The organism is Thiobaca trueperi, from assembly GCF_004342175.1.
GTDB classification, from domain to species: Bacteria; Pseudomonadota; Gammaproteobacteria; order Chromatiales; family Chromatiaceae; genus Thiobaca; species Thiobaca trueperi.
Genome location: NZ_SMAO01000007.1, coordinates 41,605 through 55,293 on the forward strand (window position 1 = coordinate 41,605; position 13,689 = coordinate 55,293).

Annotated in this window: 15 protein-coding genes; 9 read left to right on the forward strand and 6 right to left on the reverse strand. The window is 61.4% G+C overall.

Annotation, left to right across the window (positions count from 1 at the left end; all coding sequences use genetic code 11):
- Positions 1 to 5 precede the first annotated feature (5 nt).
- The 5 genes from EDC35_RS13390 to cobM all read right to left on the reverse strand — a co-directional run bounded on the left by EDC35_RS13390 (position 6) and on the right by cobM (position 4,736).
- Positions 6 to 584, reverse strand: coding sequence for a histidine phosphatase family protein (locus EDC35_RS13390; protein ID WP_132977770.1), 579 nt, complete (start codon positions 582 to 584; stop codon positions 6 to 8).
- Between the two features lie 4 nt (positions 585 to 588).
- The gene (gene cobT, locus EDC35_RS13395; RefSeq protein ID WP_132977899.1) at positions 589 to 1,644 is read right to left on the reverse strand and encodes a nicotinate-nucleotide--dimethylbenzimidazole phosphoribosyltransferase; all 1,056 of its coding nucleotides are present in this window, start codon (positions 1,642 to 1,644) and stop codon (positions 589 to 591) included.
- 108 nt (positions 1,645 to 1,752) lie between these two features.
- A complete protein-coding gene (gene cbiB, locus EDC35_RS13400; protein ID WP_132977771.1) occupies positions 1,753 to 2,691 on the reverse strand; it encodes an adenosylcobinamide-phosphate synthase CbiB in 939 nt (312 codons plus the stop codon).
- 67 nt (positions 2,692 to 2,758) lie between these two features.
- Complete coding sequence (locus EDC35_RS13405; protein ID WP_132977772.1) at positions 2,759 to 3,931, reverse strand: adenosylcobinamide amidohydrolase; 1,173 nt, start codon at positions 3,929 to 3,931, stop codon at positions 2,759 to 2,761.
- On the reverse strand, positions 3,921 to 4,736 hold the full coding sequence (gene cobM, locus EDC35_RS13410) for a precorrin-4 C(11)-methyltransferase (protein ID WP_132977773.1): 816 nt from the start codon (positions 4,734 to 4,736) through the stop codon (positions 3,921 to 3,923). Before cobM ends, EDC35_RS13405 begins: the two co-directional genes overlap by 11 nt.
- 322 nt (positions 4,737 to 5,058) lie before the next feature.
- Between cobM and EDC35_RS13415 the strand changes: the two genes are divergently transcribed.
- The 3 genes from EDC35_RS13415 (at position 5,059) to EDC35_RS13425 (ending at position 6,226) form a co-directional block, all read left to right on the forward strand.
- Positions 5,059 to 5,313, forward strand: a complete 255-nt coding sequence (locus tag EDC35_RS13415; protein WP_132977774.1) for a type II toxin-antitoxin system HicA family toxin — start codon at positions 5,059 to 5,061, stop codon at positions 5,311 to 5,313.
- Positions 5,310 to 5,675, forward strand: coding sequence for a type II toxin-antitoxin system HicB family antitoxin (locus EDC35_RS13420; RefSeq protein WP_243651662.1), 366 nt, complete (start codon positions 5,310 to 5,312; stop codon positions 5,673 to 5,675). The genes EDC35_RS13415 and EDC35_RS13420 overlap by 4 nt, the downstream gene beginning before the upstream one ends.
- Positions 5,676 to 5,755: 80 nt before the next feature.
- Positions 5,756 to 6,226, forward strand: a complete 471-nt coding sequence (locus tag EDC35_RS13425; protein ID WP_132977775.1) for a DUF3574 domain-containing protein — start codon at positions 5,756 to 5,758, stop codon at positions 6,224 to 6,226.
- Between the two features lie 105 nt (positions 6,227 to 6,331).
- Here the strand turns inward: EDC35_RS13425 and EDC35_RS13430 are convergent, their stop codons facing one another.
- Entirely contained in the window at positions 6,332 to 7,252 is a 921-nt protein-coding gene (locus EDC35_RS13430; protein WP_279387999.1) for a LysR family transcriptional regulator, read from the reverse strand.
- 276 nt (positions 7,253 to 7,528) lie between these two features.
- Between EDC35_RS13430 and metE the strand changes: the two genes are divergently transcribed.
- The 6 genes from metE to EDC35_RS13460 all read left to right on the forward strand — a co-directional run bounded on the left by metE (position 7,529) and on the right by EDC35_RS13460 (position 13,586).
- Positions 7,529 to 9,811, forward strand: coding sequence for a 5-methyltetrahydropteroyltriglutamate--homocysteine S-methyltransferase (gene metE / locus EDC35_RS13435; protein WP_132977776.1), 2,283 nt, complete (start codon positions 7,529 to 7,531; stop codon positions 9,809 to 9,811).
- A 19-nt stretch (positions 9,812 to 9,830) separates the two neighbouring features.
- On the forward strand, positions 9,831 to 10,355 hold the full coding sequence (locus tag EDC35_RS13440; RefSeq protein ID WP_165903435.1) for a 2-amino-4-hydroxy-6-hydroxymethyldihydropteridine diphosphokinase: 525 nt from the start codon (positions 9,831 to 9,833) through the stop codon (positions 10,353 to 10,355).
- Positions 10,356 to 10,660: 305 nt separating this feature from the next.
- Positions 10,661 to 11,764 carry an FRG domain-containing protein gene (locus EDC35_RS13445; protein ID WP_132977778.1) on the forward strand — a complete coding sequence of 368 codons (1,104 nt, stop codon included), beginning with the start codon at positions 10,661 to 10,663 and terminating at the stop codon, positions 11,762 to 11,764.
- Positions 11,765 to 12,020: 256 nt separating this feature from the next.
- On the forward strand, positions 12,021 to 12,353 hold the full coding sequence (locus tag EDC35_RS13450; protein WP_132977779.1) for a type II toxin-antitoxin system RelE/ParE family toxin: 333 nt from the start codon (positions 12,021 to 12,023) through the stop codon (positions 12,351 to 12,353).
- A complete protein-coding gene (locus tag EDC35_RS13455) occupies positions 12,340 to 12,627 on the forward strand; it encodes a helix-turn-helix domain-containing protein (protein WP_132977780.1) in 288 nt (95 codons plus the stop codon). The genes EDC35_RS13450 and EDC35_RS13455 overlap by 14 nt, the downstream gene beginning before the upstream one ends.
- A gap of 344 nt (positions 12,628 to 12,971) precedes the next feature.
- Complete coding sequence (locus EDC35_RS13460) at positions 12,972 to 13,586, forward strand: LysE family translocator (protein ID WP_132977781.1); 615 nt, start codon at positions 12,972 to 12,974, stop codon at positions 13,584 to 13,586.
- Positions 13,587 to 13,689: the final 103 nt, after the last annotated feature.

The following is a 13,689-nucleotide window of genomic DNA, read 5'->3' on the forward strand; positions in this document are numbered from 1 at the left end:
CCTGTCTATGCCCGCAACGAGACAAGGCTTGGCCGCCAGGGCGGGCCTGGAATCCGCAGGCGGACATGACAGGCATAGGGCGCCTCGAAGAGAAAAAAACCATCCTCTGACATCCGCAGCACCTCGCTTGCCAGGACGCGAATGACCCCGCCGTGGGTGACGAGCAGGGCATGCGGATCGGTGGCGCAGAGCAGGTCGCGCCAGCCGTCCAGCACGCGGGCGCGAAACGCGGCGAAGGTCTCGGCGCCCGGCGGGGTGTAATTGACCGGATCGGCCCAGAAGCGGTCAAGCAGCTCGCCCGGAATCTCGTCCGCCGCCAGACCTTCCCAGACACCGAAACCGCGCTCGCGGAAGACCGCCCGTTCCTCGAAGGGAAGCCCCAGCTCGCCGGCCAGCTCGCGCGCGAAATCGGCGCAGCGTCGCGAGGGCGAGCTGATGATGCGGGTCCAGCCGGGCCGGTCTGACGTGGCGCGGCGCATCTGCTCCCAGCCGAGCGGGCTCAGCGGATCGTCCTGCTCGCCGCGAAAACGGGCGCCGCCCTGGACCTCGCCATGACGCAGCAGATCCAGGAAACATTCGCTCATGGTCTCAGGCCTCGCTCACCCCGGCCTCGGCGAAGGTCGCCATCCGCTGGTGGACGGCACAGGCGAGCCGCAGCAGCGGAACCAGGGTCTCCCCGCCGGTCGCCTCGCCGAGCCGCAGCCCCAGATCGAGATAGGGATCGGCATTCAAGGCCGCCATCATGTGCCGGTGTCCTGGCTCGGCGGAGCTGTGCGAGAAGAGCATCCAGTCGCGCACACCCGGATTGAGTCGCACGGCGGCGAGCGCGGCTGAACTGATGATGAAACCATCCACCAGAATCGGCAGCCCTCGTTGAGCGGCGGTGATGAAGGCGCCGACGCTGGCAGCAAGATCGAAGCCGCCGAGCCGACGCAGCAGCTCAAGCGGGGTGCGCGCGGGCGTGACATGGAGCGCCAGCGCCCTGGCAACCACTTCCGCCTTGCGCGAGACGCCGCCGGCATCGAGTCCGGTCCCAGGGCCGGTGAGCGCCGAGGGTTCCAGATCCAGCAGGGCGCAGGCAAGCGCGGTGGCGGGTGTGGTGTTGCCGATACCCATCTCACCGCAGATGAGGAGTCTGGCCCCATTGTCGAGCGCACGCTCGACCGCCGCGCGCCCGAGATCGAGCGCCGCCCTGAGCTGCGCTTCGGTCATCGCCGGTTCGCGCGCGATGTTGCCGGAGCCCGCGCCGAGACGTTCCGAGCGGACGCCATCGATTGGCCCCGGATCGGTCACGACCCCGAGATCGAAGATCTCCATCCGGGCGCCAATCGCCTCCGCCATGACCGAAACGGCCGCGCCGCCACGGGCGATGTTATGGAGCATCTGGAAACTGACCGCCTGCGGATAGAGCGACACGCCCTCCGCCGCCACCCCGTGATCCGAAACGAACTGGAGGATCTGGACCGGATCGGGGGAGGGTGTCGCCGTCCCCTGCATCCCGCACAGCCGGATCGCCATTTCCTCCAGCCGTCCCAGCGAGCCCCTGGGCTTGGTGAGCTGATCCTGGCGACGCTGCGCCGTCTCGGTTGCTACTGCATCGATCAAGTGGCAGGGATCCTGAATCCAGCCAAGGCTATCAGCCATCATGACGCTCCAAAGGTTAAAAACGGTCGTTGTCGTTGTCGTTGTCGTAATCGACTAACGACAACGACAACGATCAGATTCGGTGTTCAGCTTATTTCTAACACGTTACTAAAAGGCCAGCACCAGACCAAGGATGACCGCGAATGCACTGCACAGCACAATCAAACGCAGCGCGCGGACGAGGTCAGCGGCCCCGAGATCGGCGGGCCAGTCCGGGTCGCCCATGAAGGTCTCGTTGATTAAACGCCCCTCGCGCCAGACCGGGCCGATCAGCCGGACCCGCAGCGCGCCCGCGCAGGCGGCTTCGCTCCAGCCGGAATTGGGGCTCGGCAGCATCCCGTGATAGCGCCACGCCGAGCGGATGGCGAGCCAGGGATGCAGACGCAGCACAGCCGCTGCGGCGGCGATCAAGAGCACTGACAGCCGCGCCGGCAGCCAGTGCGCCAGATCGTCGCTGCGTGCGCCCGCCCAGCCGAAACGGGCATAACGCGCGTTGCGGTAGCCGACCATCGAATCCAGCGTCGAGACCGCCTTGACCAGGATCAGCCCCGGAAGACCAAAGAGACAGAGCGCCCAGACGGGCGTCAGCACGGCGTCGGTCAGATTCTCGGACAGGCTTTCGATGGTGGCGCGGACGATCCCATCGCGTTTGAGCGGTTCGGTATCCCGTCCCACCAGCATGATCATGTGACCGCGCGCGGCGGGCAGGTCATCAAGGTCTTTCAGAACCCGCCAGCCCTGTTCCGCCAGTCCGCGCAGACACAGCAGGCTGTAGGCGATATAGAGATCCCAGAGGAAGGCGAGCCAGGGATGGAGCAGATCGAGCCCGGCGCGAACCCCGAACCAGAGACCCAGCGCGCCCCCGACCACCAGGATCCAGTGCAGCACGCCGCCCAGCCGCCCGTTGAGCCCGACGGCAAAGAAAAAACGCTCGCCGGCCAGACTCAGGGCGCCGATCAGTCGGATCGGATGCCAGCGATAGACCGGATCGCCCAGGGTGACATCGAGCAGACAGGCGGCGAGGATGAGGATCAGGTGTTCGTTCATGTTTCAATCCACGCCCGGTTCAGCGGGGCGGGGCAGCTAATCCGTCCCGCATCGTTCGGATATTTGTTCATGACCATTTGCGCTCGAAGCCCTTGACGACGGCCAGCGCCGCCAGCCGACCGGGCGGCAGATCCTGACGCGCTTGCAGCAGGGCGCGAAACGGATCGAAACGCTCGGGCGTCACGGCGACCTCCGCTGCGAGCAGTGCCGCCTGATTCAGGATCGCCTCGCGGGCGACCTCCGCATGCAGCACGCCGGTCAGTTGCAGATCCAGGATTTCGGCCAGACCATAGGCCGCCGCCGTGCTCAGGGGGTCATGGATGATGGCGGGCAGGTTCTGCTCGAAGCAGGTGGCATCGACGGCAGCGAGTTCGGTGCGCGCCAGCTCGCACAGTGTCGTTTCGTCGCAGCCGTGACGACCCAGGGCCGCGCAGAGCGTGCGCCGCAGCTCGGCGCAGACGCCGTTCTGGAGCAGGAGACAGCGCGTCACCGCCTCATGGGTTGCCCGTCCCAGCAGTTCGCCGAGGCTGTTGTGACTGCCCGCCCACTGTCGCTCCCATTCGCCCTGGCGCGCCAGCGGCGCGGCAATGGCGAGCTGATCGGTCCCGGTGCCGGTCGCCAGACGCGCCGATTGCAGACTGGGCATGCGCAGATCCAGCACGGCGGTGCTCTTGCCCTCGGTGATCAGGGTTGTGGCCCGCACCAGACAGGCCGGGGTGCAGGGCTGGTTGATGAAGACCAGGGTGACGATGGTTCCCGCACCCGACTCGGGCGGCGGGATGGTGGCGGAGACCGGATCGGCCTGAGCGGCACGTTCCAGGGGCCGGCTGCCATCCCGGTGCTCGTGCCAGCCAGCCGGATCGCCGGCGCGGGTCGCGTTGCCGAGCACGCCAGCGGTCGCCACCACGGCCACCGACAGATCGGCGTGTTCCGCCCGCGCCAGCACCGCGCACTGCATATTGGCGGCGGTCGCCATGAGTGCGGTCGATGCAGGCGGAAGCTGGCCGGCGGCGCAGGCCGCCCGATGCCAGGCGTCGCGCCCCTGATCCGGATCGTCGGCAATCCGCACCACATGGGCAACGCCTTCGCTGCTCTGGTGATTGGCGATGTGGGTCAGATCCTCGCGCAGCCCGCCGTTGATCCGGCAGGTACTGAGCACGCGATGAGGCCGCTTCAGTTCGGCTGCCAGATAACGTCCCTGCCGGCGCAGACGATAGCGGTCGGTTTCCTCAAGCAGCATCCGCGCCCCGGTCAGCGTCGGCTGGACCGTCCTCCCGCGCCGGACGGAAACGGCGCGGAAAGGCGGGGTCATAGAGCTTCGATGGCTGGCTACTCGTGCGGGCGCGTGCGCCCAGGGCCGGGCTGACCAGGATCAATGCCTGACGCTCGACCCCGGCCTCGCGACAGCGGGCGGCGATGTCCTCCAGGGTGCCGCGCAGGACCAGTTCCTCGCCGGGCCAGGTCGCCTTGTGCACGACCACGACCGGAGCTGTCTGCGCCCAGCCGGCCTCGGCGAGATGTGCGGCCACGGACTCGATGCGCTCGATGGACAGAAAGATGCACAGGGTGCAGCCGTGCGCCGCCAGGGCGGTCAGGGACTCGCCCTCCGGCATCTGGGTGCGCTCGGACAGCCGGGTGAAGATGACGGTCTGGGTGATCTCGGGCAGGGTCAGACACTCGCCCGCCGCTGCGGCGGAGGCCATGGCGGATGAGACCCCGGAGACGATCCCGACCGGAATACCGGCCTCGTCGAGCGGGCGCGCCAGTTCGGCGAGGACGCCGTAGAGGGTCGGGTCGCCGGTCTGGAGCCGCACCACGGTTTCATGACGCTGCGCGCGCTCCAGCAGCCAGGCCGTGACCTGTTCCAGATCCATCGACTTGGAGTCGGCGATCTCGCACCCCTCGGGCGCCCATTGCAGCACGGTTTCGGCCACCAGCGAGCCGGTGAAGAGGATGGCCCCGGCCTCGGACAGCAGCCGCGCACCGCGCACCGTGATCATATCCGGCGCACCGGGGCCGGCGCCGACGAACCAGACCTTACCCACGGGTCATCCTCCCTATCGGTGTGCGGGGTTCTGGGAGTGATCGGGTTCGGGACAGTTGCATGTCGGTGGTCCTCGTTTCTGGCAGGGGCAGCGGAATCGGACATTCTTCTGGTCCGCTCCAGCATTTGTCAAACCGGTCTTCAGGCGGTTTTCGGGATCGTTCAGACCAAATTGAATCCGTTCGTGGTGAGCTTGTTTCGGAGTGCGTCAGAATCGTTCCGGACGGGGCGAATGCCCCTTCCGGCATTAGGTCGGTGAGGGTTAGGCGGAGCATGGCGCCTCAATGCTTGCACTGATCTGATAAAATGCCATCATTTGACGCATGAACAGCAAGCACCGCAAAACCCTTGAAGCGATCTTCTCCGAACCCGTCAACGGGAATTTGGAATGGTCGCGGATCGAAGCGTTGCTGATCGCGCTTGGCTGCCGCGCGATCGAAGGAAACGGCTCATCTGTCACTTTCGAAAAAGACGGACGTAAAGCCAACGTCCATCGGCCGCACCCGCAGAAAGAGGCACTGAAATACCGCGTCAAGCAGGTGCGTGAATACCTCCAACAGCTTGAGATCACCCCATGAGCGCAATCAACGTGATGAGCTATCGCGGCTATCAGGCCAGCATGACCTTTGATCCGGACGATAAGATCATCGTCGGGCGCGTGATCGATATTGACGACATCATCGGCTTCCATGGCGAATCGATCAGCGAATTCGAGAACGCCTTTCATGAGGCCATTGACGACTATCTGGACGCCTGCGCAAAGCTCGACCAGGAGCCCGACAAGCCCGCCTCTGGCCGGTTGATGCTGCGCGTCGATCCGGCCATTCACGCCGCCGCGATCAAGGCTGCCAAGCGCGAGCGCACCAGCCTCAACCAATGGGCGGCCAAGGTGCTGGCACAGGCCGCTCACGCGCAACGCTCCGGGGTGGAGGCGGGGTGAGTTTTCTCGTACCCTGGCTCCGAGCGCGAGTCATGACCGATGGCAAAGACTTCTGAGTGATCAATGTGCCGGGGGCGTTTATGAAACATCTGCGTTTGGCCATGCTTTTCGTCCTGTGCGGCGGCTTGCTTCTGAGCAACGCCGGAGCCCGTGACATTCGGGATGAGATCTCCTGGCGTTCAGCCGCCAGCCTTTACGAACAGCGCTTTTGTCAGCGTCAGCTTCAAGGCGAGCTTTGGTCGCGCACGGAACTCTTTTTCGGGTTATCCCGATCCTCTGGTCCAGACATCACCGAAGCCGAATTCCAGCATTTCGTTGATACCGAAATCACCCCGCATTTCCCCAATGGCCTGACACTGATTGATGCGCGCGGTCAGTACCTGGATGCCAGCCAAACGATCATTCAGGAAGGGGCGAAAGTGCTCATCCTGCTCTATCCCTTTGAACGGGACAGCAACCAGGCGATCAACTCGATTCGTGAACGCTACAAAGCACGCTTTCAACAGGAATCCGTGATGCGGGTTGATGACACCGCGTGCGTGTCTTTCTAAACCAGCGCCTTGGGGTGGGTTCACGCACCCCAACCATTTTCAGATCGGACATTCCTCTGGTCCGCTCGGATGTGTGTCAAACCGGCCTTTAACGCTGAATTCACCTCACCCGGACGGTTCGATGCCCGCCAGCACACGGCACGCTGTGCGCCGCGCCGCCTCAATGAAGCCCACCAGATAAGGCCGCTGCCGATCGATCCCGCGCGTGCCCGCATAAAGCATCGACCACAATCCCGTCTCGCCCAGCGAGGCCACGGCGATCTGGCCCTCGGCCAGCGGCGCGGCCAGCACCCAGCCCGGTAGCGCCGCGACCCCGCGTCCGCTCTTCACCAACTGCACCATCATCAGCGACAGCTCGGATGTCCGTGTCCCCGCCGGCTCGATACCGGCCGGTTCGAGAAAGCGTCGAAAGACATCGAGCCGCGAACGCTCGACCGGGTAACAGATCAGGGTTTCGTCGCGCAGATCGGCAGGTTCCAGATAGCGGCGTCCGGCCAGCGGATGGTCGCGCGCCATGACGAGCAGGATCTCGAAGCGAAAGAGCGGCGCGAAGCCGAGCGCCGGGTCATCGGTCGGATCGGAGGTCACGACGAGATCGATCTGTCCCTCGGCCAGGGCCGGCAGGGCCGAAAAGCTCTTGCTGGTGATCAGGTCCAGCTCGACCTCGGGCCAGTCGCGCCGATAGGCGTCCATCGCCGGCAGCAGCCAGTCGTAGCAACTGTGACACTCCACCGCGATGTGCAGCCGCCCCCCGATGCCCTCGCGCAGACGGCGCAGATCCGCCTCCGCGCGCCGGATCTCAGGCAGCACGCACTCGGCCAGCGCAAGCAGACGCTGACCGGCAGGGGTGAGGCGCAGCGGGCGGCTCTTGCGCACGAACAGCGGCTGACCGAGCAGATCCTCAAGTGCCTTGATCTGGTGCGAGAGTGCGGACTGGGTCAGAGACAGCCGCTCGGCGGCGCCGGTCAGCGAGCCCGTTTCCTGGAGTTCGAGGATGGTTCGCAGGTGTTTCAGCTCCAGCATCATGAAATTAATTCATCGAAACGCGAAATATCATCAATTTACCTCAGATCTGAAGCGCCGGATACTGTGACCATCGCGCAGCCAGCCACCAGTCGTCAGACTTCGGAAAACTCGCGGCTCGGCTTGTTCCGAGCGACCGGGAGCAATTCGGCTGAATATATTTTCATATTATTTAACACCTTAAACCGCGCCAGCTCTGACAGTCGTCGGTGCTGCCAAGGTTGACCCAATCCAAAAACATCGCATACCGCGCTGGGCGCGGTTTAAACGGAGACTTCCATGACCATCGCACACAACCTCGGCTTTCCCCGTATCGGCGTCGCGCGCGAGCTGAAATGGGCGCTGGAGTCCTACTGGAAAGGCGAGAGCGACCGCGACGCCCTGCTGGCGACGGCCAGGACGCTGCGCGGGCGTCACTGGACGATCCAGCGGGAGGCCGGTCTCGATCAGGTGCCGGTCGGCGATTTCTCGTTTTACGATCAGATGCTGGACCACAGCGCCATGCTCGGTGTCGTGCCGGAACGCTTCGGGCCGGTCGCGGACAGCGTCGATCTGGATACCTATTTCCGCATGGCGCGTGGACGCGCCCCGACGGGCGAGCCCGCCGCCGCCTGTGAGATGACCAAATGGTTCGATACCAACTATCACTACATCGTCCCCGAGCTGCGCGCGGATCAGGTCTTCCGGCTTGCCTCCGGGAAGCTCTTCGATGAGGTGGACGAGGCCAGGGCACTGGGTCTGACGCCGCGCCCGGTGCTGATCGGCCCGCTCACCTATCTGTGGATGGCCAAGACGCGCGGCGGCGACTTCGACCGGCTCAGTCTGCTGGAACGCCTGCTGCCGGTCTATGGCGAGATCCTCGCGCGGCTGAAGGCGCAGGGTGTGGACTGGGTGCAGATCGATGAGCCCATTCTGGTGCTGGACCTGCCAACCGACTGGCGTCTGGCCTTCGAGTCGGCCTACAGCCAACTGACGGGCAACCGCCCGAAACTGCTGCTGACGACCTATTTCGGCGCCCTCGGGGACAATCTGCATCGCGCCTGTCACCTGCCGGTGGACGGTCTGCATCTCGATCTGGTGCGCGCCCCCGAGCAGCTTGAGCGGGTCATCGACTGGCTGCCGGGCACCAAGGTGCTGTCGGTCGGCATCATCGACGGGCGCAACGTCTGGCGCGCCGATCTCTCCGGCATTCTGGACCGGCTCGAACCCCTGCATGCCCGGCTCGGCGAGCGGCTGTGGATTGCGCCCTCCTGTTCGCTGCTGCATGTCCCCGTCGATCTGCAACAGGAGGACGGGCTGGATGCGGAGATCCGCGCCTGGATGGCCTTCGCGACCCAGAAGATCGGTGAAGTCTGCGTCATCAAAGAGGCGCTGGAACAGGGCCGCGAGGCCGTCGCCGAGACCCTGCGCGCGAGCGATGCCGCCGTCACGTCGCGGCGCGGTTCCGCCCGGCTCCAGCGTCCCGATGTGCGCGGGCGCGCTGCGGCGGTCGATGACGCCCAGGCCCGGCGTCAAAGTCCCTATGCCGCGCGTGCCGAGGTCCAGCAGGCGCGCTTCGGTCTGCCGCCGTATCCCACCACCACCATCGGTTCCTTTCCGCAGACCCCGGAGATCCGCGCCGCCCGCCGCGACCACAAGTCCGGTCAACTCGACGACAGCGGCTATGCCGCCGCCATGCGCGAGCAGATCGCCATCGCGGTGCAGGCGCAGGAGTCTTACGGGATCGATGTCCTGGTCCACGGCGAGCCCGAGCGCAACGACATGGTCGAATATTTCGGCGAACAGCTCGACGGCTTCGTCTTCACCCGCAACGGATGGGTGCAGTCCTACGGCTCGCGCTGCGTCAAGCCGCCGGTGATCTTCGGCGACGTCGCCCGCCCGGCGCCCATGACGGTGGACTGGACACGCTATGCCCAGTCGCTCACCGAGCGTCCGATGAAAGGGATGCTGACCGGCCCCGTGACCATCCTGCAATGGTCCTTCGTGCGCGACGATCAGCCGCGCGCCGAGACCTGCCTACAGATCGCGCTGGCGCTCCGCGACGAGGTCCGGGATCTGGAGCAGGCCGGAATCGGCATCATCCAGATCGACGAGCCGGCCTTCCGCGAGGGACTGCCGCTGCGCCGCGCGGACTGGCCGGGCTATCTGGAGTGGGCGGTGCGCTGCTTCCGCATCGCCTCCTGCGGGGTGGAGGACGCGACCCAGATCCACACGCACATGTGTTACTCGGAGTTCAACGACATCATCGCCGCCATCGCGGACCTGGACGCCGATGTCATCACCATCGAGACCGCCCGTTCCGACATGGAACTGCTGGACGCCTTCTCCGACTTCGCCTATCCCAACGAGATCGGCCCCGGCGTCTACGACATCCATTCGCCCAACGTGGCGCAGATCGAGGCCATGATCGGGCTGATGCGCAAGGCCGCCGAGCGCATTCCGCCCGCGCGGCTCTGGGTCAATCCCGACTGCGGACTCAAGACCCGTGGCTGGCCGGAGGTCGAGGCATCGCTGCGCAACATGGTGGAAGCGGCGCGCCTGCTGCGCGGGACGGCGGCCTGACGCGGCGAGCCGTCGGCGGGTGAAAGACTATTACATCGGACTCGGCTGCAACCTGAACCCGGCGCGGGGCACCCGCGCCATGCTGGAGGCGCTGCTCGATCTGGCGCCCGAGATCGGGATCAGCCGCATCGTGGCGACGGCGCCGGTCGGCGTCGTCACCGATGCCCTCTATTACAACGCCGTCGTCCGTTTGAGATCGCCGGAAGAGCCGGCGACGCTCAAGACGCGGCTGATCGCCATCGAGACGCGGCTGGGCCGCAATCGCGACCGCTGCGGGCGGGCCTGCCTGGAACTGCCCGCCGATCTGGACATCCTCTGCTGCCTGACGCCCGGCGCCCATCCTGTGTTGGCGGACCTGCCGCGCGAGCCCTTTTTCCAACCGCTCATCCTCGAACTCTGGGCAGCACTCGGCCTGCGACTCCCCTGTCCACCGTTGCCGCTTGCAACCGGGATCCCGGTACTTGTTCAGGGCCAGTGGTGCGGTTTGCAAACGGTCTTTGCGTTTCGTTTTGCCGTTTTTCGGGCGGCTGGGGCTGCCGGGTGACGTTGTGGCTGAAAGAGTCGATTCCTGTCTTGATTTCCTTTACATTCCGGCTTGGCTCAATCCTGTCAGCGACAGGCTGCCGGCTGGGCGCTTGCTCTGGTTGCCGATGTGCTTGCCCGTTCTCCGAAACGACGCATAAAACAGGGGCTGTCAGCATATGCTGGTGAAACTTATTGATGGAAAGATTTTTCAGGTGACAGAGAGGCGTGGTTGCCAGTCTTTGGTGTCATGATTGACGTTTAAATCGACTGATTTAGGCGTCAGTTTTGAGGTTAAATTGTAGTTATGAGTAAGAAAGACCAAGCATGAGGCAAATATCTGGAACAATGTTGACTCCCGACCTTCGGAAGCACACCTCTTCAAAAGGGGTTGCTTCTGATAGTGGATATGTTGTCAATACATACAGAGAGTTAGTAGAACAAGTCGCAAAGCTATCTTACCTTAACAAAGACTTCCTTCTGTTTTTTCGAGGGCAAGCGAACGATTATAAGAACAAGGCTGGAAAGTCAACATTTTATCCAACTATTTATAGAAGTGACTATCTAACCCAGCAAGAGTTAGATTATCGTTTTGACAAGCTTTATAGCGCCAGCAAAATTCTGGCTGAATTATTCAAAAAGCATAAAATTGAAGGCCAATATGAATTAAGAAGAAAAAAACATATTCAATGGAGTATTTTGCAGCACTACGAAGTAACTGAAACTCCTCTTATAGATGTTACCCAGTCAATCAGGGTGGCTTGCTCGTTCGCACAGTTGAATAACGACCAGAAAACAGCATTCATCTATGTATTTGGTCTTCCATATTATACAAACAGAATTTCAATTAACTCTGAGCATGATCTGATAAATATAAGGCTATTAAGTATTACTCCACCTCAAGCGCTTAGGCCATACTTTCAAGAGGGATTTTTGGTTGGTACAGATGATATTACCAATGAATACGAGCGTAAAGAAGAGCTTGATCTAAATAATCGGCTAATCGCAAAATTTGAAATACCTAACTCAGGTTTATTTTGGGGTAATTCATTTGACCGGATTCCAGAAGACGCTTTATACCCCAAAAATGACGAGATAGAAAATATATGCAAAGATATTGATAGAGATTTAAAAACAGAAATTGCTCCATTAAATATCGGTATATTCCTCAAGCTGTGGGCTGAATTAGAACAGGTTGTCTTAAAACAAGCTAGGCTGTATATACGCGATGCTCACAATGTTAGAAATGCAATTAGTGTATTGCTAAAGTACGAGGAAAGTAAATATAGCCTCTTGAAAGAACTTGACAATTTGAGGATGTTTAGAAATGCCGTTGTGCATAAGCCAACATCAATTAATAATGATGAGCTAAATAAAAATATTCAAGTGTTGGAAAAGCTCAAGCGAGAAATCAATGCATACAACTCATAACAATGCCATAAACTCGGACCACAAAAAGCTACGCTGCGCTCCGTTTTTTGTGTCCGGTTATGGCTGGCGTTCGGCATCAAGGAGAACTTCCCAAGCGGGACGTGGTATTCACCCCGTCCCGAATGTTTGATGTGCCACTGACCATTGTTAGCATCTAAACATTCCGAACAGGCAGATGCCCCGTCCGGCGAGGATTTGCGAAACCGCCTCTTTTCGACCTCTTGTGCGTCAATAACATATTTGTTATCGTCGCCGCATGGACTACTCCATTGAGTACTACAGTGACGCAGTGGCCGAGAAGATCCTCGCGCTCCCGGACACGCTCGCCGCAAGATACCTCGTACTCGCAAGAAGAATAATGGCTGTTGGTCCGAATCTCGGGCCTCCGCACACGGACGCCTTCGGCGATGGCCTGTTCGAACTACGGCTGAAGGGTCAGGAGGGAATTGCCAGAGTCTTCTTCTGCGCACTCGTTGGCCGCAGGGTGATGATTTTGCACTCCTTCATCAAAAAGACCCAGAAAACTCCACAGCGAGAAATTGAGATTGCGCGCAAGCGCATGAAGGAGGTCAGGCATGCGAACTCATGATGAAGTTGTTTCCAAGCTGATGCAGCGTCCCGGCGTCTGTCAGGAAGTCGAGCGCATCGAACGAGAGGAAGGCGTGCTACTTGATATCCTGTTAAAGGCGCGTCAAGAGGCCGGGTTGTCCCAGGCCCAGGTCGCCGAGCGCATGGGGACTCAAGCCCCAGCGGTCGCACGCCTGGAAAGGGCTCTGGCTACGGGGAAACACTCGCCTTCGCTGGCAACACTACGCAAGTACGCACAGGCTTGTGGCAAGAAACTCTCAGTTCACCTCTCGTAGCCGGTGTATCGCGTAAGTCCCCTGACAAGCGGTTCAAGAGCGGTCCCCGTAGACATGGCAGAGATTATCCTGCCATGCTGCGCCAGCGGGGCAGAGCTTGACCTGTCATTAAACCGCGCCCGGTGCGATATGTGCTCGTTCAGGATTGAATCGGCCTTGGCAGAATCGACGACCGTTCAAGCGGGCGCGGTTTAAGATATTAAAAAATATAAATTTTAAACCGCGTCTCCACTGTGGAGATGACATCTCCAAAACCAAACACAAAATGAAAATTACGCATATTGCGCTGGACGCGGTTTAAACGCCACAATCACCGCGCCGAAATGTTTCTGGAGACGCCACAGATGCTCAGCCTGGAATTCCTGATCACCTCGTTCATTGTTGTGCTCATTCCCGGTACCGGGGTTGTCTTCACCATATCGACGGGCCTTGTCCAGGGCCGGAAGGCAAGCGTGTTTGCTGCGCTTGGGTGTACGGCTGGCATCGTTCCTCATCTTCTGGCTACCGTTCTTGGTCTTGCCGCCATCCTGCATACGAGCGCCCTGGCGTTCCAAGTCCTCAAGTACGCTGGCGTGGCCTACCTGTTCTACATCGCCATTGTCACTTGGCGTGACAAATCAGCCTTTGCCATCGACGGCACAACCTCTGCATCGACAGCCATTGGTCTCGCGGTGAAGGCGTTCCTGCTCAACATTCTCAATCCCAAGCTGACGATTTTCTTCCTGGCGTTTCTCCCGCAATTCATTCAGCCAGGAACGACGGAACCGATCTGGCAGCTTCTGATTCTGAGCGCCACCTTCATGGTCATGACGTTCGTGGTCTTCGTGGCTTATGGGTTCCTCGCTCATGCGTTTCGCAAAGCAGTCATCGAGTCATCCCGAGTCCAGGGATGGCTTCGGCGAGGCTTCGCTGCAACGTTCGCCGGTCTCGGCGCAAATCTCGCGTTCACCGAAAAGTAACGCGGGGAAGTGCTAACGAGACAAAGCGCCAGACCTCTCCGCATTGGCGGCGACGACTTCGGACTGACCCGCAACCATCCCTTCAGCGACGGCAATAAGCGCC